Raw genomic sequence first — 20,771 nt, forward strand, 5'->3', positions numbered from 1 at the left:
AGCGCACCACCATGTCCGGACCGCTCGACGGCGTCCTCGTCGTCGACCTGACCCGAGCCCTCGCCGGGCCGCACGCCGGCATGATGCTGGGCGACCTCGGCGCCCGCGTCATCAAGGTGGAGAACCCCGGCAGCGGGGACGACACCCGCGGCTGGGGCCCGCCGTTCGTGCACCCGGACCCCGCCCGGGGCGGTGGGGCCGGGGGCCACGCGGACCGGGAGTCGACCTACTTCCTGTCGACCAACCGGAACAAGGAGTCGGTCACCCTCGACCTCAAGGACGACGGCGACAAGGCGCTGCTCACCGAGCTGATCCGCCGTGCCGACGTGCTGCTGGAGAACTTCCGCCCCGGCACCCTGGCCCGGCTCGGCTTCGGCACCGACGTCCTGGAGTCGCTCAACCCGCGGCTGGTCACCCTGTCGATCAGCGGGTTCGGCCACGACGGCCCCGAGGGCGGGCGGGCCGGCTACGACCAGATCGCCCAGGGCGAGGGCGGGCTGATGTCCCTGACCGGCTCGGGCCCGGACGACCCGCAGCGGGTCGGCGTCCCGATCGGTGACCTGCTGGCCGGGATGTACGGCGCGTACGGCGTGCTGGCCGCGCTGCTCGAGCGTGAGCGCACCGGGCGCGGGCAGGTGGTCCGCACCTCGCTGCTGGCCGCGATCGTCGGCGTGCACGCCTTCCAGGGGACGGCGTGGACCGTCGCCGGGCAGGTCGGCCGGGCGCAGGGCAACCACCACCCGTCGATCGCGCCGTACGGGTTGTTCCACTGCGCGGGCGGCAGCGTCCAGCTCTCCTGCGGGTCGGAGGGGCTGTGGCGCAAGCTGTGCGCCGAGTTCGGCCTGGACCCCGAGGCGCCGGGCATGGCGACCAACGGCGAGCGGGTGGGCAACCGGCAGCAGGTGATCGGACTGCTCGAGCGCACCTTCGCCGACATCCCCCCGGAGGAGCTGTTGGCCCGCCTCGCCGCCGCCGGCATCCCCGCCGGGAAGGTGCGGTCGATCGACGAGGTCTACACCTGGGACCAGACGCTGTCGCAGGGCCTGCTGGTCGACGTCGAGCACCAGACCCTGGGCCCCCTGCAGCTGCCCGGCCCGCCGCTGCGCTTCTTCGCCCCCGGCCCGGACGGCGAGACCGAGACCACCCGCCGCGACCACACCGCCCCGCCGGTGCTGGGCTCGTCCAACGAGGCGATCCGCGCCTGGCTGCAGCAGTGACCCGGCCGAACAGGCTCGACGCCCGCTCGCTGCGGGACCTCGTCCTCGACCCCGGCTCCTGGAAGACCTGGGACTCCCCGATCACCGTCGGCGAGGTCTCCCCCGAGTACGCCGCCGAGCTGGCGCGTGCGGCGGAGCGGACGCGGCAGGACGAGGCGATCATCACCGGCGAGGGGCTGCTGCGCGGCCGGCGCGTCGCGGTCATCGCCGGGGAGTTCGGGTTCCTCGCCGGCTCGATCGGGGTGGCCGCCGCGGAACGGCTGATCTCCGCCGTGGAGCGGGCCACCGAGGAGGGGCTGCCGCTGCTGGCCGCGCCGGTGTCCGGCGGCACCCGCATGCAGGAGGGCACCGTCGCCTTCCTGCAGATGATCGGGATCACCGCCGCCATCGCCCGGCACAAGGAGGCCGGGCTGCCCTACCTGGTCTACCTGCGGCACCCGACGTTCGGTGGGGTGCTGGCGTCGTGGGGCTCGACCGGGCACGTGACCATCGCCGAGCCGGGCGCCTCCATCGGGTTCCTGGGGGCCCGGGTCTACGAGGCCCTCTACGGCGAGCCCTTCCCCGAGGGCGTGCAGACCGCGGAGAACCTGGCCGCGCACGGGCTCATCGACGCCGTCGTCCCGCACGAGGAGATCGCCGAGGTCGCCGACCGGGCGCTGCGGGTGCTGGCCGCGCGGCAGACCTGGCACCTCGACGTCCGCGACGCCGAGCGCCCCCGGCCCGAGGACGGCACCGACGCCGACGACCCCGAGGACCACCGCAGCGCCTGGGACGTCGTCACCGCGTCGCGGCGCGAGGAGCGGCCCGGCGTCCGCCGGCTGCTCCGGACGGCGGCGACCGACATCGTCGGCCTGTCCGGCACCGGCGCGGGCGAGAAGGACCCGGGGCTGCTGCTCGCCCTGGCCCGCTTCGGCGGCGCACCCTGCGTGGTGCTCGGGCAGGACCGACGCGGGCAGTCGCTGACCGCACCGCTCGGACCGGCCGCGCTGCGTGAGGCGCGCCGCGGCATGCGGCTGGCCGCGGAGCTGCGGCTGCCGCTGGTCACCCTCATCGACACCCCCGGTGCGGCGCTGTCGAAGGAGGCCGAGGAGGGCGGGCTGGCCGCCGAGATCGCCCGCTGCCTGCAGGACCTCGTGATGCTCAAGGCCCCGACGCTGGCGGTGCTGCTCGGCCAGGGCACCGGCGGCGGCGCGCTGGCGCTGGTGCCGGCCGACCGCGTGCTGGCCGCGGCCAACGGCTGGCTGGGCCCGCTGCCACCGGAGGGCGCCTCGGCGATCGTGCACCGCACCATCGACCGCGCCGACGAGATGGCGGCGTCCCAGGGCGTGCGGGCGACCGACCTGTGGCGGGCCGGGATCGTCGACCGCGTGGTGCCCGAGCGGCCCGACGCCGCCGACGAGCCGGTGGAGTTCTGCCGGCGGCTGGGCCGGGTGCTGGGCGAGGAGCTGGCCAACCTGCTCGGGCGGGACGACGGCGAGCGGTTCCGCAGCCGACTGCACCGCTACCGGCACCTCGGCCGCTGAGGAGCCGGGGGGTCAGGCCGCGGCCCGGCCGTCCAGCCCCCACGCGGCGGCGACGAGCTCGAGGCTGCGCAGCCGCTCCTCGACGCCGTGCGTGGACGCCGACAGCATCAGCTCGTCGGCGCCGGTGTCCGCGGCCAGCCGGCGCAGCTGCGCGACCGCGCCGGCGGCGTCCCCGATGACCGCGTTGCTCGGCATCGCCTCGGCCGCGCCCCGCTCGGGGTCGACCTGGGCCTCCTCCACGCTGGGCAGGGGCCGCGGCCGGTTCAGGCGGAGGGACAGCCGCATGAGCTGTCCGGGCAGCGCCAGCCGCCGGGCCTCCTCCTCCGTCCGGGCCGCGAGCACGTTCGCGGTGACGATCGTGAACGGCTCCTCCAGCACCGGCGAGGGGCGGAAGGTCTCCCGGTAGAGGCCGACGGCGGTCAGCACGTCGGAACTGCCGAAGTGGTGGGCGAAGGCGAAGGGCAGCCCGAGGTGGCCGGCCAGCTGGGCGGAGAACCCGCTGGACCCGAGCAGCACCACCTGCGGCGCCGACTCCGCGGCGGGGGTCGCCCGGAACCGCTCGGCGAGGCCACCCTCGACCCGCGGGTCCCCGAACAGACCGAGCAGGTCGACGAGGTGCTGCGGGAAGTCGTCGGCCGAGAGCGCGGCCGGGTCGCGGCGCAGCGCCACCGCCGTCCGCCGGTCGGTCCCGGGAGCGCGGCCGATCCCCAGGTCGATCCGGCCGGGGTGCAGCGCCTCGAGGACGGCGAACTGCTCGGCGACGACCAGCGGCGCGTGGTTGGGCAGCATGACGCCGCCGGAGCCGATGCGGATCCGCTCGGTCACCGCAGCCAGGTGGGCGATGAGGACCGGCGGGCTGGTGCTCGCCACGGCCGGCATGTTGTGGTGCTCGGCGACCCAGATGCGGGAGAACCCCAGCCGGTCGGCGGTCTGCGCGACGCGGGTGGTGGCCGCGAGCGCCTCGGCGGTGGACTGCCCCGAGCCGACGGTGGCCAGCTCGAGGACGGACAGCGGCAGCGACTCGGACATCACCCGCCGGCAACGCGCGCCGGTCGCCCGGGCTTCCCCTGCCCGGCCACCGGGAGGCCCCGCCGGGACGTCAGCTCGCGTCCGCGCCGTGCTCGACGCGCAGGCTGTGGTCGGGGTCCAGCCGGTCGATCACCAGCGCCAGCGCCTCCCCGAGGGCCCGGGTCTGCTGCTCGGTGAGCGGGTCGAACAGGGCGGCCCGGACGGCGTCGACGTGGCCGGGGGCGACCGAGCGGACCACGTCCCACCCCGCGTCGGTGAGGACGGCGACGTTGCCCCGGCCGTCCTCACTCGAGCGCTCCCGCCGCACCCAGCCGCGCTCCTCCAGCCGGGCGACCGTGTGCGACAGCCGGCTCTGCGACTGGTTGGCGCGGCGGGCGAGGTCACTCATCCGCCGGCTGCGCCCCGGCGCCTCGGACAGCATCGCGAGGACGACGTAGGCCGCGTGGCTGATGCCGGCGTCCCGCTGCAGCTGCGCGTCGAGGACCCGCGGCACCAGTTCGGACGCGGTCAGCCACGCCCGCCAGGTCCGCTGCTGCTCCTCGTCCAGCCACTCCTGCGCCACGGGAGGGACCGTACTTGCGCCGGGCCGAGCCCAGTCCGGTGACGGTCCTCCCTGTGCGGGCGCCGGTCAGCCGCGCGGCGCGGGGATGTTCGGCGCCGCGATGTTGGCGTTGCGGTGGAAGACGTTGCCGGGGTCGTACTTCGCCTTCACGGCGGACAGCCGCGGGTACTTCGGACCGTACGCGGCCTCGACCTCGGCCGGGTCGCCCCCCTCGAGGGCGTTGACGTAGGTGCCCGCGCCCATCATGTGCGGGCGCAGCGCCTGCCACAGGGTGCGGACCCACTCGCGCTCCGCGGGGAGCATCTCCGCCGTGGGCGTCAGCCCGATGAAGAACCCGGCGTACCGCGGCGACCGCCCGCCCCCGAAGGCGGTGTCGTCCTCGCCGACCTCGGAGTAGGCCGCGTCCAGCCGGTAGAAGAGCAGCACCGACAGCGGGGAGGTCTTGCGGGGGGCGTACTCGGCGAGCACGTCGACCACGTCGTCGGTGAGGTCGGCGAAGTAGCCGCTCTTGTCGTACGCGTGGAAGCCCCACGCGTTGGCCTCGTCCAGCATCTGCTGCAGCGCCGTGTACGGCATCGGCGCGACGACGTCGAACAGCGGCGGCAGGGTCTCCCGCACCCGCCGGGTCACCTGCTCGTGCTCCGCGGCGTCACCGAAGCCGACCAGGATCAGCGCGTACCCGGACCTGCCCTGGTGCTCGGCCGGCACGAAGGGCGCCGGTGGGGCGGTGAGCGCGGCCGCCGGGACGGCGTTCATCGTCCGCGGCAGGTCGGCGACGACGTCCCGCATCAGGCGCAGCGCCTCGCGCCCCTGCGACGCGTCCCAGAAGAACAGCCCGAACTGCACCGTCGGCCCCACCTGGTGCAGCCGGAACTCGAACTCCGTGACGACGCCGAAGTTGCCGCCGCCACCGCGGACGGCCCAGAACAGGTCGGGGTTCTCGTCCTCCGCGGCCCGGAGCACCCGGCCGTCGGCGACCACCACCTGTGCCGACACGAGGTTGTCGATCGAGAGGCCGGCCAGCCGCGTCAGCCAGCCCATCCCACCACCGAGGGTCAGGCCACCGACGCCGGTGTGGCTGACCATCCCCGCCGGGACCGCGAGTCCGTGCGCCTGCGTGGCGGCGTCCAGGTCCGCCAGCAGCGCACCGCCCTGCACCCGCGCCCGCCGGCCGGTGGGGTCGACGGTCACCGCGTTCATCCGCCGCAGGTCGACGACCAGGCCGCCGTCGACGGAGGAGAGTCCGGGGATGCTGTGGGCGCCGCCGCGGACGGCGATCTCGAGGCCCTCGCTCTGGGCGAACCGGACGGCGGCCGCGACGTCCGCGGCCGTGGTGCACTCGACGACCACGGCCGGCCGCCGGTCGATGCCGGCGTTCCACAGCGACCGGGCCTCGTCGTAGCCCCCGTCACCCGGCACCAGGACCGGCCCACCCACCTCGGCTCGCAGCGCCTCGATCCCGCCGCTCAGCGTCTCGGTCACGATCGGCCCGCCCTTCTCCCGCTCCCGGCGTCGGCCCCCGTCGGGGAGCAGTGTTCACCTGAACGCGCCCGGACCACATCCCCCCGGGCGGCCGGGATGGGTGGCACCGGCGCGTCGGCGTCCGGTCGGCGCCCGGGCACCGGCGTGCGGCAGCGGTCCGGACGCGATCGGCTACCAGTAGTCGTGCCCTCCCGCGCGAACGCACCCGTGCCGGGGTCCCGCCGGACGCCGTCCGCACTCCCCGGCACGCGACGACCGTTGTGTACGCTCGTTCTTATGCACTCCCGGCCCGATGCGGGCGACTCCCGGACGCTGCGCGAGCGGGTGCTCGCCGGGGACCTCCACACCGCCGACGACCGCGAGCTCGCCGAGGCCGGCGCACGGGCCCTCGACCTCGCCGACGCCTACGACGCCACGTCGGTCCGCCAGGGTCCGCTGCGCCGCCAGCTGCTCGACGAGCTGCCCGGCGCCGTCGGCGAGGGCACCGAGATCCGGCCGCCGCTGCACGTCGACCACGGCAGCTCCATCCGCTTCGGCGCCCGCTGCTTCCCGAACTCCGGCCTGGTCGCCCTGGACGTCGCGCCGACCACCATCGGGGACGACGTCTGGCTCGGCGGCGGGGCGATCGTGCTGCCCGGCGTGACCATCGGGGAGAACACCGTCGTCGGTGCCGGGGCCGTGGTCACCCGCGACCTGCCGGCGGACGTGGTCGCCGTGGGCAACCCCGCCCGCGTCGTCCGCACGCTGGACGCGGCGGGCCGGTGAGCGCCGCTCCGGTCACGGCGCGGCGGGCCCGCCGGCACGACCCGGGACGGCGCGACCGGCTCGTGGACACCACGCTGGACGTCATCGCCGAGCGGGGCGTCACCGCGGCCACGCACCGGGCGATCGCCCGCGCGGCCGACGTCCCGCTCGGGTCGCTGACCTACCACTTCGGCTCGCTGACCGAGCTGCTCGCCGCGGCGTTCACCCGGCACGTCGACACCGTCGCCGAGCGCTTCGACCAGCGCATGCGCGCCGCACCCGACCGGGTAGCGGCGCTGGAGGCACTGGTCGAGCACCTGACCGGGGACCTGCTGGGCTCGAGCCGGGACCTGGTGCTCGCCGTCGAGCTCTACGTCGCCGCGGCCCGCACCCCGGCCCTGCGCGCGGTCACCCAGGACTGGATGTCCCGCAGCCGCCGCAGCCTGGAGCGCCACCTCGACCCGGTCACCGCGCGGGAGGTCGACGCGCTGGTGGAGGGCCTGGTGCTGCACAGCGCCCTGTCCACCGACCCGATGGACGCCGCCCAGATCCGCTCCGCCCTCTCCCGGCTCGCCGGCTGAGCCCGACACCTCCTGGATCCCCTCATGTCCGTCGCCCCCGCGACCGTCGACGCCGCGCGCCTGCGCCGCGCTCGGACCGCTGTCGCCGCCTGCTTCTTCACCAACGCCGTCTTCTACGCCGGTCTCGTGCCCCGGCTGCCGGAGGTGAAGGCGCAGCTCGGGCTGAGCAGCACCGCCCTGGGTGCGGCGCTGGCGGCCCTGCCCCTGGGTGCGCTGCTGGCCGGCCTGTCGTCGGCGGCGCTCATCCGCAGCCTCGGCTCCGGCCGGGTCGCCTCCTACGGCCTGGTGCTGCTCGGCGTCACGGTGTGGACGGTGTCGGTGGCGCCGAACTGGCTCGGCCTCGCGGTGGCGCTGCTGGTCATCGGCGCGCTGGACGCCGTCATCGACGTCGCGCAGAACGCGCACGGGCTGCGTGTGCAGCGGCTCTACCAGCGCTCGATCCTCAACGCCTTCCACGGCATCTGGAGCATCGGCGCGGTCGCGGGTGGGCTGCTCGGCTCGGTGGCGGCCGGGCTGGGCGTACCACTGGTCGCCCACCTCGCCGGCTCCGCCGTCGTCTTCGGTGCGCTGGCGCTGGTCGCCTCGCGCGCGCTGCTGCCCGGCCGCGACGAGCCGGAGCCGGCCGCCGACGAGCAGCCGCGGGAGCGCCCGCGCCGGCGAGCCGCCGTCCCGGCGCTCGCGGTGCTCGGCGTGCTCGCCGCCTGCGGCGCGTTCGTCGAGGACGCCGGCGCCTCGTGGAGCGCGCTGTACCTGCGCACCGAGCTGGACGCCGGTGCGGCCACCGCCGGCCTGGGCTTCGTCGCGCTGTCGGTGGCGATGACCGTCGGGCGGTTGACCGGCGACCGGGTCGTCGACCGGTTCGGCCAGCGCCGGGTGGTGCGCGTCGGCGGGGCACTGACCGCGGCAGGGATGGGGCTGGCCCTGGCGCTGCCGTCGGTGCCCACGACCCTCGTCGGGTTCGCCCTCGCCGGTCTGGGCGTCGCCACGCTGGTCCCGGCCGTCTACCACGCCGCCGACGAGCTGCCCGGGCTCCCGCACGGGGTGGGGCTCGCGGTGATCAACTGGCTGCTGCGGATCGGCTTCCTGGTCTGCCCGCCGCTGATCGGCGCCGTGGCCGACGCGTCCAGCCTGCGGGTCGGGCTGCTCACGGTCGTGCTCGCCGGGGTCGGCGCGCTCGTGCTCGGACGGGCCCTGCCGGGCCGGCCGGTCGCGGACCGGCTCGCCGGGGGCTGAGCCGGGTCAGGCCCGCTCGGCGGTCGCCGCGATGTCGTCCAGGTCCTGCTCCAGCGCCCGGGTCACGGCACGGCGTCCCAGCGGCGCGGTGACCGCCCCGAGGACCCGCGCCACCGTGCTCGTCGGCCGACCGCCGAAGGTCGTCGTCACGTCCGTCCCGCCGTCGGCGGACGGGGCGAACGCGAACGTCGACACGTAGTGGGCGCCCCGGCTCGCCGCCTCGACCCGGTAGGACCGCAGCGGCTCCACCGCGGTCACCGTCATCTCCTCGGTCGCCGACCGGCCCATCATCGTCCGCGTCTCCCGCCACCGTGTCCCGACGCCGAACGGCCCCGGCGTGAGCACCTCCACGGCGTCGATCCCCCGGACCACCTGCGGCGAGCCCGCGAGGTCGGTCGCCACGTCCCACACCCGCTGCACCGTCGCCGCCACGTGCCGGCGGACCTCCACGTCCTGCACCGCTGCCCCACTCCCTCGACCGGCCGTGCCGCCGGACGGCGGCACGGCCACCTTGCCACCGGGGGGCGACACGACCTCTCGCCGGTTCCCCTCGGCGCGGTCCTGCGCTCGGTCCGCGGACGCGCCGCTCCCCGACAGCACGTGGACGGACGGCGCGACGAAGCGCATCATTGGCAGTCGCCGGGTGAGAGTGCCAACCCGGCCCGTCCACGAGGAGTCCCGAGCCGTGCCCACCTACCAGTACGCCTGCACCAACTCCGACACCCGCCACGAGTTCGAGGTCGTGCAGTCCTTCACCGACCCCGCCCTGAGCGAGTGCACCGAGTGCGGCAGCCCGGTGCGCAAGGTCTACGGGTCGGTCGGCGTGGTCTTCAAGGGCTCGGGTTTCTACCGCACCGACAGCCGGTCGGGCTCCCCGGCCGGCGAGTCGGCCGGCGGCTCGCCGAAGAAGGAGTCGGCCGCGTCCACCTCCTCCTCGACCACCTCCTCCGGCAGCTCGACGTCGAGCAGCTCGTCGACGGGCAGCTCCTCCACCACCAGCAAGGCCGCCGCCGGCTGACCACCCGGCGGCTCGGTCCACAGGCCGGACCGCCCTCCACAACCGCGCCGGAGCCGGCCCACCGGTGACCGGTGGCCGTCAGCGTGGGCGCATGGTGCGTCTCCGCCGTCCCCGCTCGCTCGTGCACACCGCCCGGCAGGTGCTGGCCGCGGTGCTCGCGGCCACCGCCCTCGTGCTGGCCCTGCAGCCGGCTCCGGACCCCGCAACGACCGGCGCGCCGCAGACCGTCCCGGTGGTCGTGGCCGCGGGCGACCTGCCACCCGGGGTCGTGCTCACCGCCGACGACCTCACGGTCGCCCCGTACCCGCCCGCCCTGCGGCCGAGCGGCGCGGTGACCGACCCCGGCACCCTGGTCGGCGCCACCCTCGCCGCCGGCCTGCGCGCCGCCGAGCCGGTGACCGACGCCCGCGTGGTGGGTGCGGGCCTGACCGCGCTGCTGACCGCTGACCAGGTCGCCGCGCCGGTGCGGCTGGCCGACCTCGCGGTGAGCGCCCTCGTGCGCCCCGGTGACCGGGTCGACGTCCTGGCGACCACGGCGGGTGCCGAGCGCGCCGAGGTCGTCGCCGCCGGAGCGCTCGTGCTGGCCGCGCCGGGGCCGGACGACACCGGCGAGGGGCTGCTGCTGCTCGCCGTGGACGGCGGCACGGCCGCCCTCCTGGCCGCCGCGGCCACCAGCGCGACGCTCAGCCTCAGCCTCCCGCCGCCGTGACGCGCCGCCCCGATCCCCCGGACCGGTCCCGCCTGTGGCTGGATGAGCCCCATGCTCAAGGGTTTCAAGGACTTCCTGCTGCGCGGCAACGTGGTCGACCTCGCGGTCGCGGTCGTCATCGGCACCGCCTTCACCGCGGTCGTGAACCGGTTCTCCGAGTCCTTCCTGACGCCGTTGATCGGCCTCATCGGCGGCGGTGGCGAGCTCGGCGGCTCCTTCACGGTGAACGGCCAGACCTTCACCTGGGGCGCGTTCGTCAGCCAGGTGATCACCTTCGTGCTCACCGCGGCCGTCGTCTACTTCGTCGTCGTCCTCCCCATGAAGACGATCGTGGAGCGGCGCAAGCGCGGCGAGGAGGCCGGCCCGGCCGAGCCGACCCAGGTGGAGTTGCTGGCCGAGATCCGCGACCTGCTGCGTGCGCAGCAGGGTGCCGGCCCGGGCCCCGACCGCTCCGGCCCGGGGACGACGACGCTCCCCGGGCAGCTGTGACGGGTCAGTCGCTGCCCCAGTGCGGCGGCCGGTCCTCCAGGTAGCGGCGGTCGTCGGTGGCGCGGTCGTCCGGGCGCTCGCCCCAGCCGACGTCCCGGTCGTCCGGCGCCCGCCCGGTCGGGGCCGCGGCGACCGGCGGGGGCGGGTCCACCGGCGCCCGGCCCAGCCCCTCCAGGACGACGGCGGCCGGCAGCGCGGCCAGCGCCGCACCCGGCAGCGCCAGCTTGCTGCCCCGCGTGCCGGAGCCCACGACCACCGTCTCGGCGGCCACGACCACGGGGTCGACCAGCACCGGCCAGGACGGCGGCAGGCCGATCGGCGTGATGCCGCCGTAGGCCATGCCGCTCTCGGCGACGGCGACGTCCTGGGGTGCGAAGGAGGCCTTGCGGGCCCCGAGGTGCCGCCGCACCAGCCCGTTGACGTCGGCCCGGGTGGTGGCCGGCACCAGGCAGGCGGCCAGCATCGTCTGCCCGGCCCGGCGGGCGGCGACCACCACGCAGTTGGCCGAGGCCTCCAGCGGCACCCCGTAGGCCTCGGTGAACGCGGCGGTGTCGGCGAGGTCGTCGTCGATCTCGGCCACCCACGCGGGCGCGGGGAGGCCGCCCAGGGCCGCCGCGACCGGGGCGGCGAGCAGGTCGGGCCGGTCGGCGGCGGGGATCCAGGTCAGCGAGCCGAGCTGCGGGGCGCGGGAGGGAGACGGGGCCACGCCCCCGATCCTGCCCCGGTGGCCGGATCGGGGCGGGAACGGGCCGGAACCGCGCTGGTCGCCCGCGGAGGGCCAGGTCAGGATGGGGTCATGATCGGCCAGTTGCACTCCGTCGTCATCGACGCCCCCGACGCGCACGCGCTCGCCACCTTCTACGCGCAGCTGCTCGGGATGGCGGTCACCAAGGGGGAGCCGGGCGACGACTGGGTCGTCGTCACCGGCCAGGGCCACCGCCTGGCGTTCCAGCAGGCGCCCGACCTCCGGCCGCCCGACTGGCCCGACCCCGACCGGCCCCAGCAGTTCCACCTCGACGTCCGCGTCGCCGACGTCGAGGAGGCCGAGCCGCGGGCGCTGGCGCTGGGCGCCCGTCGGCTGCCCGGGGGCGGGGGAGACTTCCGCGTCTACGCCGACCCGGCCGGCCACCCCTTCTGCCTGGTGTGGGACGCGTGAGCGCCGAACTGCCCGGCGTCGACCTCACCTCGGCCAGCCGGTTCGTCGCCGCGACCGGGTTCGCCGTGGACGAGGTCAGCGGCACGCGGGTCACCGGCGTCGTCGAGCTGGGGCCGGACCAGCACACCCCCTGGGGCGTCGTCCACGGGGGGCTGTACTGCACCGTCATCGAGTCCGCCGCCAGCATCGGCGCCAGCGCGGCGGTGGTCGGGCACGGCCAGTTCGCCGTCGGGGTGAACAACAACACCGACTTCATCCGCAGCACGACCAGCGGCCGGCTGGACGTCGTCGCCGAGCCGGTGCAGCAGGGCCGTACGCAGCAGCTGTGGCAGGTGCTGCTCACCCGGGCCGACGACGGCAAGCTCGTCGCCCGCGGTCAGGTGCGGCTGCAGAACGTGGCCCTCCCCGGGTCGTGACCCCCGGCCGGGTCGCCCGGGCGGTCACCACCGCCCGGGTGGTGGCCGCGGCGCACGGGATCCGGTCGGAGCACCCCCGGGTCCTGCACGACGGCGTGAACGTGGTGGTCCACCTGACGCCGGCGCCGGTGGTCGCCCGGGTGGCCACGCTGACCACCCTGCTGCGGCCCGACGTCGCCCTGCACCTCGGCCGGGAGGTCACGGTGGCCGGGGGCCTGGCGGCGGCCGGCGCACCGGTCCTGCCGCCCAGCGACCTGGTGCCGCCGGGCCCGCACCGGCACGACGGCACGGTGCTCTCGTTCTGGACGCACGTGCGGGTGCTGCCGGAGGCGCCGACGCCGAGGGAGGTCGCCTCCGCGCTGACCGGACTGCACGGGCACCTCGCCGGGCTCCCGCCGACCGGCCGGTCCCTGGACACCCCGCTCGACGACCTCGCCGTCTTCCTCGAGCGCGGCAGCGCGTGGGGCGTCCCCCCGGCGCAGCTGGCGCGGCTGGCCGCCCGGCTGGACGGCCTGCGCCCGCGGCTGGACGGCGAGGGCGGCCAGCTGCACGGCGACGCGCACCCGGGCAACCTGCTGGCCACCCCGGCCGGCTGGGTCTGGACCGATCTGGAGGACACCTGCCCGGGCCCGCGGGGCTGGGACCTCGCCTGCCTGCGGACCACCTCCCGGCTGGACGGCCGGGCCGCGCTGGACGCGCTGCCCGACGCGCCCGGCGACACCGACCTGGCCCCGTGGCTGGAGCTGCGGCGACTGCACGCGGCGGCCTGGTCGGTCGTGGTCGCCGTCGGCCACCCGGGGCGGTGGACGGCGGCGCGGGAGCGGCTGGCCACCGCGCTGGACGGCCCCCTCGATCAGGCCAGCGGCAGCGAGGACTCGCGGTAGGTCGTGCCCGCCTCGGACGGCGGCAGGACCGCGGGGTCGATGACGACGGAGAACAGCGCCCGCGGGTCCTGCAGGGTGGCCGGGGGGCGGGCCGCCGACCGGGGTACCACCCGGTCCCAGCGGGCGGGGCGTCGGTGCGGCAGCAGCTCCCGGCCGTCGAACAGGTAGTCCCCGAGCACCTCGCCGACCAGGAGCCCCGCGCCGTGCTCGACGGGCAGCGCGACGGGGTCGCCGGGGCGCACCTCGTCGAGGAAGGTCGAGAGCTGGCGGAGGTCCTTGGCCGGGCGTCGTCCGGAGATCTCCTTCGACAGGGCGCGCAGCTCGGCGGGGCCGAGGCCGGTGGCGTCGACGTCGATGCCGGACTGCGTGCCCAGCCCGACGATGCCGGCGGCCAGGCACGCGCCGAGCTCGTTGTGCGCGCGGGGGCGCACCACCCACACCCGCGCACCCTCGGGCGGGGGTGCGGGCGGGACGTCGTCCGGTTCGGGCCACACGTAGGGCAGGTCGTCGGGCTCGGGACCGAACAGCTCGGTGAACCGCCCCCGGTAGAACGCCGGCTCCTTGGCCAGCAGGTTCGACCGGTGGGACAGGTGCAGCGCCTCGTCGCCCACCCAGGAGGGCAGCAGACCGGCGCGGGCCAGCGTCTCCTGGGACTCCCCCACCACCTCGGGCGCGAACTCGGCGATCAGGGCGTACGTGCTGTCGGCGAACCCGCGCTCGCGCCACACCCGGACCATCGCCAGCCCGTAGGCCACCAGCGCCGCCGTCCGCCCCCGCCACATCCGCACGACCGGGTGCGAGACCCAGCCGTAGTCGGGCAACTCGAGAGCGCGCAGCACCTGCAGCGTCTCGACGCGCTGCTTGCCCAGGCGCGGTGAGTCCAGGAGCCGGGCGCTGAGCTCGAAGTCGGCGACGGGCAGGAAGGTCTGCATCGGGTTCGGTCCTTCCCGGGCCGGCGCAGGGTCAACCGCCCGACGACTCGAGTGCGGCGAGGGCGGCCTCCCAGCGCGCGCGGCGCTCGTCGTCGTCCTCGTCCCACCATGCCGGACCACGCTCGCCCAGCCCCGTCTTGGCCAGCTGGACGCGCGCCCGGGCGGCCGCCACCGCGGCGTCGTCCCCCCGGCGCCCAGCGGTCCGGACGGCGGCACGCGCGACCCCGAGGTGGTGCAGCAGGCGGGCTCGGACCTCCTCGGGCAGCGCCGGGTCGGCGGTGCGCCAGCGCCGGCCGTCGACGACGATCCAGCGGCCGTCGTCGGTACGGCCGACCTCCCGGCTCACGCCGCCAGACGCCGGGCCAGCTGGGGCAGGACCGTGCCGAGCGGCGCGTCGACGCGGACGTCGACCTTCGCGTCGCCGCGGGTCGGGCCGAGGTTGACCAGCGCGACCGGGATGCCGAGCTTCTCCGCGCGCAGCACGAAGCGGTAGCCGCTCATGACCGTCAACGAGGAACCGAGCACGAGCAGGGCACCGGCGTGCTCGACCATGGCGAAGCTGGCATCGACCCGGTCGCGCGGCACGGTCTCACCGAAGAAGACGACGTCGGGCTTGAGCGGGCCGCGCCCGCAGGCCAGGCAGTCGACCATCACGAACCCGTCGAGGACCTCGTCGGGCAGTTCGGCGTCGCCGTCGGGGTTGACCTCGTCGGCGTGCGGTCCGAAGTGCGGGTTGGCCGCCTGCAGCCGCTCGTCGAGCGCGGCCCGGCTCGCGACGTCCCCGCAGGCCAGGCAGACGGTGCGGTCCAGCCCGCCGTGCAGCTCCAGGACCTCGCGCGCCCCCGCCGCCTGGTGCAGCCCGTCGACGTTCTGCGTGATGACACCGGTGACCAGCCCGGCGGCCTGCAGGTCTGCGACCGCGCGGTGGCCGGCGTTGGGCCGGGCCGCGCGGATCTGCCGCCAGCCGACGAAGCTGCGCGCCCAGTACCGGTGCCGTCCGCGCGGGTCGCGCAGGAAGGTCTGGTACGTCATCGGTGTGTGCCGGCGCAGCGACCCCGTGGCGCCGCGGTAGTCGGGGATGCCGGAGTCGGTGGACAACCCGGCGCCGGAGAGGACGACGACGTCGCCGTCCTCCACCAGCGCGGCGAGGTCGTCGAGGGCGGCCGGGTCGACGGCCGGCGCGACGACGGTGGGCGGTGCGGTCACCCGGCCATCGTCCCCTCCGATCGCCCGCCGCGCCGCCGGCGCAGCGCCCCGGGTCAGCCGGCCGACAGCTCCCGCTCCAGCCGGCCCAGCAGGTCCTCGTGCACCCGGCGCAGGCCCTTGGGCGCGAAGGTGCGCTCGAAGAACCCGCCGACGCCGCCCGCCCCGTTCCAGGTGGTGCGCACCCGCACGGTGCTGACCCCGGCATCGGCCGGGTGCACCGTCCAGGTGGTCACCATCGACGACCGGGTGTCGGTCTCGACGAGGGTGCCCTCGTCGGGCTGGGTCACCTCGACCAGCTGGTCGCGCACCCGCTTGGAGGTGGCGGCGAACCGCCACGCCACCCGGGTGCCCGCGCCCTGACCGCCGGCCTCGACCCGGTAGTCGCTGAACTGCTCGGGCAGCACCCGCCGTCGGGTCTCGGTGTAGTCGGCGAGGGCGGCGAGCACCCGCTCCGACGGGGCCTTGACGATGCGTTCGGCGGTGGCCACGACCTGTCCCATGCCCCCATCCTGCCCAGGCGCTCAACCGCGGGCCGGGCCGGGGACCGCCTGCGGGTCCAGACCGGTCCGCATCCGCCACGCCGCCAGGGCCACGCCGAGCCCGACGTGCTGGGCAGGGTCCTGCACCGGGGCGCCGAGCAGGTGCTCGATGCGGTCGAGCCGCGCGTACAGCGACTGCCGCCGGATGCCGAGCACGTCGGCGGTGCGGGTCTTGCTCAGCCCGGTGGCCAGGTGTGCGTCGAGGGTGCGCAGCAGCTCGGTGCCGTGCGCGGCGTCGTGGTCGACCAGCGGTCCGAGCTGGCCGGCGACGAACCGGTTGACCTCCCCCGGCGAGGGGCCGGCCGCCAGCAGCCGGTGGACGGCGACGTCCCGGGCGAGCACGACCGGCTCCCGGCTGCCGACGCGGCGGCTGAGCGCGACCACCTCGCGGGCCTCGGCGACCGCGGCCGGGACGTCGGCCAGCGCCCCGACCGCGTCGGCCACCCCCACGGTCCGGATCGCGGTGCCGAGCGGCCCGGCGCACAGCCGGTCGCGCAGTCCGGCCACCGCCTGCCGCTGCCGCGGCAGTGCGGACCTCGGCCAGCCGCGGGCGAGCACCAGCACCGCGCTCCCGGCGGCGCCGACCAGGCACTGCCCCAGCACCTCCTCGGCGGCCTGCCGGACCGCGGGCACCGCCTCGCTCGTGGGTGCGCGGCGGTCGAACTCGACGGCGGCCACGAGGACCGGCACGCCGGGGGCCGGCACCCACCCGGCGGCGGCCAGGCGGGTCCGCAGCTCGCCCTCGGAGGCGAGGACGCCGGCCACGAGGTCGGTGACCACGGCCTGCGCGAGGGAGGGGCGCGAGCCGACGTCCGGGTGCCGGCCCAGCTCCAGCGCCACGGCGACCGCGGCGCGGTCGGCGACGCCGGTGCGCCGCGCGGTGCGCCGGCCCAGGAGGACCAGCCGGCCGACCGGGCCGTGCTGCCCACGCACCTCCGCCACGGTGCGGTCGGTCGGGTGCGCCGTCCCGGGGAGGCGGCTGCGCTCGACCACCCGCCCGTCGACGTCGACCAGCTCGGCGGGGCAGTCGGCCAGCCGGGCGACGGCGTCGAGCACCGCGGCCAGGCCCTGCCCGGAGACCACCAGGCCGAGCAGCTCCTGCCAGACCGGCTCCCCGGCGTGCCGCCACGACAGCTTGCGGCGCAGCACCAGGTCGTGGAAGTCCTCGACCATGCGCACGAAGGGCACCACCTCGCGCAGCGCCAGGAGCACCACCCCGCGCCGCCGTGCGGTGGTCACCAGTTCCGGCGGGACGACGGAGAAGGTGCGCCCGACCTCCAGCGCCAGGGCGGCGCACCCCGCGTCGGCCAGCAGCTCGACGTAGTCCACGACCTGCTGCGCCGAGCGGCCGTGCAGCCCGAGCCCGGTGGTCAGCAGCAGCTCGCCCCCGGCCAGCAGGCCGCCCATCTCGTAGACCTCGGAGGAGTGCACCCAGCGGACGACGGCGGCGCGCGGGTCCCCGGCCAGCACCTCGGGGGCGGCCGCGCGCAGCGACGGCAGGTCGAGCACCTCGGACACGGTGGGCAGCACGGCGCAGGAGCCTCCGGGGCCAGGGGCACCGCGTCAAGCCCGGCACCCCGCGGACCGGACACGGTGTCCCTTGTCGGGCACCCCCGTGCAGGGTTCGCTGCCGACGTCAGCGCGCGTCGCCCACCGTCGAGGAGCCCCCGTGACCACACCTGCCCTGCCCACCGTCCCGCCGGACCTGAGCCCCGCCGAACGCGACCGGTTCTTCCTCGGCCTCGCCGTCGAGCAGGCACGGATCGGCTGGGAGGAGGGCGGGGTCCCGATCGGCGCGGCGCTGGTCGACGGCGACCGGGTGCTCGCCGTCGGCCGCAACCGCCGCGTCCAGATGGGCAGCGCCATCCGGCACGGCGAGACCGACTGCATCGAGCAGGCCGGCCGGCTCCCGGCGTCGGTGTACCGCCGGAGCACGCTCTACACGACGCTGTCCCCCTGCTTCATGTGCGCGGGGACGGCGCTGCTCTACGACATCCCGCGGATCGTCATCGGCGAGAACCGGAACTTCCAGGCGTCGGAGGAACTGCTCCGGTCGAAGGGCGTACAAGTCGACGTGCTGGACGACGCCGAGTGCGTCGCGCTCATGGAGCGGATGCTCGCCGAGCGGCCCGAGCTGTGGCTCGAGGACATCGGGGAGGAGTCGTGACCGCCGCCGAGCGACCGGCGGCGGTGGACACGGAGGTCGTCGACCCGGACTACCCGGTCACGCCCGTCCCGGCGCACGCCCGGAAGTCGTTCTTCTCCGTGGCGGTGGTCCTGCTCGGGTTCACCGTCTTCACCCCGACGATGCTGGCCGGCGCGGCACTGGGCCCGGCGTTCGACTTCGGCGACCTGGTCCTGGTCATCCTCGCCGGTTCGGCGATCCTCGGGACCTACGTCGCGGTGATGGGCTGGATCGGCTCGCGCACCGGGCTCACCACCGTCGTGATGTCCCGCTACACGCTGGGCTCGCGCGGCGCCAAGCTGGCCTCGATCCTGCTGGGCGGTACCCAGATCGGCTGGTACGCCGTCGTCGTCGGGACCATCGGTGACCTCACCGCCGAGGCGACGGGGTGGGACTCCTACGCGGCCCGGGCCACGATCATGATCCTGACCAGTGCGCTCATGTGCGCGACGGCCTACTGGGGCTACCACGGCATGTACTGGGTGTCGCTGGTCTCCACGCCGCTGATCCTGGTCCTGGCCTTCTGGGTCCTCGCCCGGTCGCTGCAGGAGGTGGGTGGCTTCGGCGGCCTGGCCGACGTCCAGCCGACGACGTCGATGGCGCTGGCCGTGGCGATCACCACGGTCGTGGGCACGTTCGTGTCGGCCGGCACCCAGGCACCGAACTGGACCCGGTTCGCCCGCCGCGGCTCGCACGCGGTGTGGGCCTGCATCATCGGCTTCCTGATCGGCAACGGGCTGATGATCTTCTTCGGCGCGGTCGGGGCGCTGACCTTCGGCGAGGGCGACTTCGTCCTGGTCCTGTACCAGCTCGGGCTGGTCGGCTGGGGCCTGGTGCTGCTGTTCGGCAACCTCTGGAAGAGCAACGCCGACACCGCCTACGCCTTCGGTGTGGCCGGCGCCGAGCTGTTCAACCGGCCGAGCAAGGCGCCGTTCGTCATCGGCGGCTCGGTGATCGCCACCGTGCTCGCCCTGACCGGGGTGCAGAACCACCTGGTCGACTACCTGGTGCTGCTCGGGACCTTCATCCCGCCGCTCGGCGGGGTCATCATCGGCGACTTCCTCGCCCGCTGGCGGCGCGGCATCCCCACCGGCACCGTCCCACCCGCGGTGCGGTGGCCGAACCTGCTGGCCTACGCGGTCGCCGCCTTCCTGGCGTGGCTCAGCGGCGAGCTCGGCATCGGCATCCCGCCGGTGATCGGCATCGTCGTGGCCGTCGCCCTGTCGATGGGCCTGTCCCGGGTCGGCACCCGGCCGGCCGAACCGGTCGGCGCGGGTCGCTGAACACCCGGCCCGTGGGGTGCGAGGGCACCCCACGGGCCGGCGTGGCGGACGTCACGGCCTGCTGTCGATCCGGCCCGGGTACGGACAACGGGTGACTGCGCTGCTGTCCTCGACCCGTTCCGGCTCCGGCGAGCCGCTCCTCCTGCTGCACGGCATGGGCAGCTCGCGGCGTGACTTCAGCGCCGTCCTCCCCCTGCTGACCGAGCGCTTCGACGTCGTCAACGTCGACCTCCCCGGCATCGGCGAGTCGGCGCACCTCGAGCAGCGCCCCACCGTCGCGGCCCTCACCGACACCGTCGAGCACACCCTCGACAGGCTGGGCCTCGGCCAGGTCCACGTCCTCGGCAACTCCCTCGGCGCCCGGATCGCCCTCGAGCTGGCCGTGCGCGGGCGCGCCCTGTCGGTGGTGGCGATCTCGCCGTCCGGCCTCAACATCCCGCAGGAGCGGGTCTTCCAGGGCATCGGGATGGGCATGGCCCGGCTCGCCATGCGCACGACCGAACCGCTGATCGAGACCGTGTCCCGCTCGGCGGTCGGCCGGGCCGCGCTGCTGGCGCCGCTGAAGGCCCGTCCGTGGAGCACCTCCCCCGAGGAGGCCCTCGGCGCGCGTGAGGGCTTCGCCGAGTCCCGTGACTTCTGGCGCACCGTGCTGTGGGGGCTGATGCTCGACGTCCCGCGCGGCCTGGACCGGGTCGACTGCCCGGTCACGCTGGTGCAGGGCCTCTTCGACTGGGTCGCCTCCGGCCAGACCGTGCGCTACCTGCCGCTTGTCCCCGGCTCCCGCTTCAGCCCCCTGCTGATGGCCGGCCACGCGCCGCAGTCGGACCGGCCGGCGACCATCGCCCGCATCGTGGAGCGGACCGCCGGGCGGCGCAAGCCTCAGCCCCTGCGCGCCGTCGCCTGACCGCCCGGCCCCGGGGGGCCGGGCGCGGGACGATGCCGCGGGGACGTCGACGAGCCGGAGGCGCCGCGAGCGTCGCGCAGGGACGCGGTCGCGGGTCCGGCACGGCGCGACCGGGTGCCTAGTCGCCGGGTGACTCCTCGGCGTTGAGGTAGGTGCAGCGGAACCGGGCCCCCGACATCGCCTCGGTGAAGCGCACCTCCCACGCCGGGTCGCCCGTCGGGAAGGTGTCGAAGACCCTGTCCTCGAGCACCACCGGCAGCCCGTCGAGGCCGGTGTAGGAACGCCGCAGCAGCACCCGCGTGACGCCGTCGACCTCGTCGTGGGCCGGCGTCCAGCGGGCCTGCGCGACCGCTGCGGCGACCTCGGCCCGCGAGCGGGTGGGCAGCCGGGCCTGGCCGGCACCGGTCCGCAGCACGGGCCGGGTCGTCCAGGTGCCGAGCGCGTACAGCAGCAGGGCGGCCAGCAGCACCAGGAGGGTGAGCTCGGCCAGCGCGACCACCATGTGCTGACGGTAGTTCGCCGGGACCGCCCCGGGTGGCCGTCGGCCCGCGCCCGCTAACCTCCTCCGGTACGCCCCGGTCGGTCCGCCGACGAGCCCCCGTAGCTCAGGGGATAGAGCATCGGTTTCCTAAACCGTGTGTCGCAGGTTCGAATCCTGCCGGGGGCACTCTCCGGTGCT

At 76.0% G+C, this 20,771-nt stretch carries 25 protein-coding genes and 1 tRNA gene; 15 read left to right on the forward strand and 11 right to left on the reverse strand.

Features of this window, described 5'->3' with window-relative positions:
* Nucleotides 1-11 precede the first annotated feature (11 nt).
* Together ACI78V_RS08535 and ACI78V_RS08540 are read left to right on the forward strand one after the other, a co-directional pair.
* Nucleotides 12-1,217 carry a CaiB/BaiF CoA transferase family protein gene (locus ACI78V_RS08535; protein ID WP_456850411.1) on the forward strand — a complete coding sequence of 402 codons (1,206 nt, stop codon included), beginning with the start codon at nt 12-14 and terminating at the stop codon, nt 1,215-1,217.
* The gene (locus ACI78V_RS08540; protein ID WP_456850412.1) at nt 1,214-2,740 is read left to right on the forward strand and encodes a carboxyl transferase domain-containing protein; all 1,527 of its coding nucleotides are present in this window, start codon (nt 1,214-1,216) and stop codon (nt 2,738-2,740) included. Before ACI78V_RS08535 ends, ACI78V_RS08540 begins: the two co-directional genes overlap by 4 nt.
* A gap of 12 nt (nt 2,741-2,752) precedes the next feature.
* Here ACI78V_RS08540 and ACI78V_RS08545 read toward each other — a convergent pair whose 3' ends face one another.
* From ACI78V_RS08545 to ACI78V_RS08555, 3 genes are all read right to left on the reverse strand, one after another.
* Nucleotides 2,753-3,769 carry an LLM class flavin-dependent oxidoreductase gene (locus ACI78V_RS08545; protein WP_456850413.1) on the reverse strand — a complete coding sequence of 339 codons (1,017 nt, stop codon included), beginning with the start codon at nt 3,767-3,769 and terminating at the stop codon, nt 2,753-2,755.
* Between the two features lie 70 nt (nt 3,770-3,839).
* Nucleotides 3,840-4,331 (reverse strand): MarR family winged helix-turn-helix transcriptional regulator, encoded by a 492-nt coding sequence (locus tag ACI78V_RS08550; RefSeq protein ID WP_456850414.1) that lies wholly within the window; start codon nt 4,329-4,331, stop codon nt 3,840-3,842.
* 66 nt (nt 4,332-4,397) lie between these two features.
* Entirely contained in the window at nt 4,398-5,813 is a 1,416-nt protein-coding gene (locus tag ACI78V_RS08555) for an FAD-binding oxidoreductase (RefSeq protein WP_456850415.1), read from the reverse strand.
* A gap of 276 nt (nt 5,814-6,089) precedes the next feature.
* Here ACI78V_RS08555 and ACI78V_RS08560 point away from each other — a divergent pair, with 276 nt between their 5' ends.
* Genes ACI78V_RS08560 through ACI78V_RS08570 form a run of 3 tightly spaced genes read left to right on the forward strand, consistent with a single transcriptional unit; the run spans nt 6,090 to nt 8,371 of the window.
* Nucleotides 6,090-6,578 carry a DapH/DapD/GlmU-related protein gene (locus tag ACI78V_RS08560; RefSeq protein WP_456850416.1) on the forward strand — a complete coding sequence of 163 codons (489 nt, stop codon included), beginning with the start codon at nt 6,090-6,092 and terminating at the stop codon, nt 6,576-6,578.
* Nucleotides 6,575-7,138 carry a TetR/AcrR family transcriptional regulator gene (locus tag ACI78V_RS08565; protein ID WP_456850417.1) on the forward strand — a complete coding sequence of 188 codons (564 nt, stop codon included), beginning with the start codon at nt 6,575-6,577 and terminating at the stop codon, nt 7,136-7,138. The genes ACI78V_RS08560 and ACI78V_RS08565 overlap by 4 nt, the downstream gene beginning before the upstream one ends.
* Nucleotides 7,139-7,162: 24 nt before the next feature.
* A complete protein-coding gene (locus ACI78V_RS08570) occupies nt 7,163-8,371 on the forward strand; it encodes an MFS transporter (protein WP_456850418.1) in 1,209 nt (402 codons plus the stop codon).
* A 6-nt stretch (nt 8,372-8,377) separates the two neighbouring features.
* Here the strand turns inward: ACI78V_RS08570 and ACI78V_RS08575 are convergent, their stop codons facing one another.
* Entirely contained in the window at nt 8,378-8,830 is a 453-nt protein-coding gene (locus ACI78V_RS08575) for an SRPBCC family protein (RefSeq protein ID WP_456850419.1), read from the reverse strand.
* A gap of 226 nt (nt 8,831-9,056) precedes the next feature.
* Between ACI78V_RS08575 and ACI78V_RS08580 the strand changes: the two genes are divergently transcribed.
* The 3 genes from ACI78V_RS08580 (at nt 9,057) to mscL (ending at nt 10,587) form a co-directional block, all read left to right on the forward strand.
* Nucleotides 9,057-9,389, forward strand: coding sequence for an FmdB family zinc ribbon protein (locus ACI78V_RS08580; protein ID WP_456850420.1), 333 nt, complete (start codon nt 9,057-9,059; stop codon nt 9,387-9,389).
* A gap of 91 nt (nt 9,390-9,480) precedes the next feature.
* The gene (gene cpaB, locus ACI78V_RS08585) at nt 9,481-10,098 is read left to right on the forward strand and encodes a Flp pilus assembly protein CpaB (RefSeq protein ID WP_456850421.1); all 618 of its coding nucleotides are present in this window, start codon (nt 9,481-9,483) and stop codon (nt 10,096-10,098) included.
* Between the two features lie 51 nt (nt 10,099-10,149).
* Nucleotides 10,150-10,587, forward strand: coding sequence for a large conductance mechanosensitive channel protein MscL (gene mscL / locus ACI78V_RS08590; protein WP_456850422.1), 438 nt, complete (start codon nt 10,150-10,152; stop codon nt 10,585-10,587).
* Nucleotides 10,588-10,591: 4 nt separating this feature from the next.
* On the opposite strand, the gene ACI78V_RS08595 is transcribed toward mscL, so the two are convergent.
* Entirely contained in the window at nt 10,592-11,293 is a 702-nt protein-coding gene (locus ACI78V_RS08595; protein WP_456850423.1) for a YbaK/EbsC family protein, read from the reverse strand.
* A gap of 90 nt (nt 11,294-11,383) precedes the next feature.
* Here ACI78V_RS08595 and ACI78V_RS08600 point away from each other — a divergent pair, with 90 nt between their 5' ends.
* From ACI78V_RS08600 to ACI78V_RS08610, 3 genes are read left to right on the forward strand one after another with little or no spacing between them, the layout of a single operon-like run.
* Nucleotides 11,384-11,743 carry a VOC family protein gene (locus ACI78V_RS08600; RefSeq protein WP_456850424.1) on the forward strand — a complete coding sequence of 120 codons (360 nt, stop codon included), beginning with the start codon at nt 11,384-11,386 and terminating at the stop codon, nt 11,741-11,743.
* Entirely contained in the window at nt 11,740-12,159 is a 420-nt protein-coding gene (locus ACI78V_RS08605) for a PaaI family thioesterase (protein ID WP_456850425.1), read from the forward strand. Before ACI78V_RS08600 ends, ACI78V_RS08605 begins: the two co-directional genes overlap by 4 nt.
* Nucleotides 12,156-13,043, forward strand: a complete 888-nt coding sequence (locus tag ACI78V_RS08610) for a phosphotransferase family protein (protein WP_456850426.1) — start codon at nt 12,156-12,158, stop codon at nt 13,041-13,043. Before ACI78V_RS08605 ends, ACI78V_RS08610 begins: the two co-directional genes overlap by 4 nt.
* On the opposite strand, the gene ACI78V_RS08615 is transcribed toward ACI78V_RS08610, so the two are convergent.
* From ACI78V_RS08615 to ACI78V_RS08635, 5 genes are read right to left on the reverse strand one after another with little or no spacing between them, the layout of a single operon-like run.
* Nucleotides 13,013-13,975 (reverse strand): MSMEG_6728 family protein, encoded by a 963-nt coding sequence (locus ACI78V_RS08615; RefSeq protein WP_456850427.1) that lies wholly within the window; start codon nt 13,973-13,975, stop codon nt 13,013-13,015. The genes ACI78V_RS08610 and ACI78V_RS08615 overlap by 31 nt on opposite strands.
* A 31-nt stretch (nt 13,976-14,006) precedes the next feature.
* Nucleotides 14,007-14,321: a biopolymer transporter Tol gene (locus ACI78V_RS08620; protein ID WP_456850428.1), complete on the reverse strand. Its 315-nt coding sequence runs from the start codon at nt 14,319-14,321 to the stop codon at nt 14,007-14,009.
* On the reverse strand, nt 14,318-15,181 hold the full coding sequence (locus ACI78V_RS08625) for an NAD-dependent protein deacetylase (RefSeq protein ID WP_456850429.1): 864 nt from the start codon (nt 15,179-15,181) through the stop codon (nt 14,318-14,320). Before ACI78V_RS08625 ends, ACI78V_RS08620 begins: the two co-directional genes overlap by 4 nt.
* 53 nt (nt 15,182-15,234) lie before the next feature.
* The gene (locus ACI78V_RS08630) at nt 15,235-15,681 is read right to left on the reverse strand and encodes an SRPBCC family protein (protein ID WP_456850430.1); all 447 of its coding nucleotides are present in this window, start codon (nt 15,679-15,681) and stop codon (nt 15,235-15,237) included.
* A gap of 21 nt (nt 15,682-15,702) precedes the next feature.
* Complete coding sequence (locus ACI78V_RS08635; protein WP_456850431.1) at nt 15,703-17,250, reverse strand: PucR family transcriptional regulator ligand-binding domain-containing protein; 1,548 nt, start codon at nt 17,248-17,250, stop codon at nt 15,703-15,705.
* Nucleotides 17,251-17,389: 139 nt separating this feature from the next.
* Here ACI78V_RS08635 and ACI78V_RS08640 point away from each other — a divergent pair, with 139 nt between their 5' ends.
* The 3 genes from ACI78V_RS08640 to ACI78V_RS08650 all read left to right on the forward strand — a co-directional run bounded on the left by ACI78V_RS08640 (nt 17,390) and on the right by ACI78V_RS08650 (nt 20,092).
* Nucleotides 17,390-17,887 (forward strand): nucleoside deaminase, encoded by a 498-nt coding sequence (locus ACI78V_RS08640; RefSeq protein WP_456850432.1) that lies wholly within the window; start codon nt 17,390-17,392, stop codon nt 17,885-17,887.
* Complete coding sequence (codB, locus tag ACI78V_RS08645; protein WP_456850433.1) at nt 17,884-19,188, forward strand: cytosine permease; 1,305 nt, start codon at nt 17,884-17,886, stop codon at nt 19,186-19,188. The genes ACI78V_RS08640 and codB overlap by 4 nt, the downstream gene beginning before the upstream one ends.
* A gap of 91 nt (nt 19,189-19,279) precedes the next feature.
* Nucleotides 19,280-20,092, forward strand: coding sequence for an alpha/beta fold hydrolase (locus tag ACI78V_RS08650; protein ID WP_456850434.1), 813 nt, complete (start codon nt 19,280-19,282; stop codon nt 20,090-20,092).
* Nucleotides 20,093-20,210: 118 nt separating this feature from the next.
* On the opposite strand, the gene ACI78V_RS08655 is transcribed toward ACI78V_RS08650, so the two are convergent.
* Nucleotides 20,211-20,594 (reverse strand): hypothetical protein, encoded by a 384-nt coding sequence (locus ACI78V_RS08655; protein WP_456850435.1) that lies wholly within the window; start codon nt 20,592-20,594, stop codon nt 20,211-20,213.
* Between the two features lie 92 nt (nt 20,595-20,686).
* Between ACI78V_RS08655 and ACI78V_RS08660 the strand changes: the two genes are divergently transcribed.
* Nucleotides 20,687-20,759, forward strand: a tRNA-Arg gene (locus ACI78V_RS08660).
* Nucleotides 20,760-20,771: the final 12 nt, after the last annotated feature.

The organism is Geodermatophilus sp. SYSU D00742, assembly GCF_054049935.1.

What these genes read in the sequence shown, in the direction of transcription:
- ACI78V_RS08535 (WP_456850411.1), top strand. Translation starts at nt 12, where the DNA reads ATGTCCGGACCGCTCGACGGCGTCCTCGTCGTCGACCTGACCCGAGCC.
- ACI78V_RS08545 (WP_456850413.1), bottom strand. Translation starts at nt 3,769, where the DNA reads ATGTCCGAGTCGCTGCCGCTGTCCGTCCTCGAGCTGGCCACCGTCGGC.
- ACI78V_RS08560 (WP_456850416.1), top strand. Translation starts at nt 6,090, where the DNA reads ATGCACTCCCGGCCCGATGCGGGCGACTCCCGGACGCTGCGCGAGCGG.
- ACI78V_RS08570 (WP_456850418.1), top strand. Translation starts at nt 7,163, where the DNA reads ATGTCCGTCGCCCCCGCGACCGTCGACGCCGCGCGCCTGCGCCGCGCT.
- cpaB (WP_456850421.1), top strand. Translation starts at nt 9,481, where the DNA reads ATGGTGCGTCTCCGCCGTCCCCGCTCGCTCGTGCACACCGCCCGGCAG.
- mscL (WP_456850422.1), top strand. Translation starts at nt 10,150, where the DNA reads ATGCTCAAGGGTTTCAAGGACTTCCTGCTGCGCGGCAACGTGGTCGAC.
- ACI78V_RS08600 (WP_456850424.1), top strand. Translation starts at nt 11,384, where the DNA reads ATGATCGGCCAGTTGCACTCCGTCGTCATCGACGCCCCCGACGCGCAC.
- ACI78V_RS08615 (WP_456850427.1), bottom strand. Translation starts at nt 13,975, where the DNA reads ATGCAGACCTTCCTGCCCGTCGCCGACTTCGAGCTCAGCGCCCGGCTC.
- ACI78V_RS08630 (WP_456850430.1), bottom strand. Translation starts at nt 15,681, where the DNA reads ATGGGACAGGTCGTGGCCACCGCCGAACGCATCGTCAAGGCCCCGTCG.
- ACI78V_RS08655 (WP_456850435.1), bottom strand. Translation starts at nt 20,594, where the DNA reads ATGGTGGTCGCGCTGGCCGAGCTCACCCTCCTGGTGCTGCTGGCCGCC.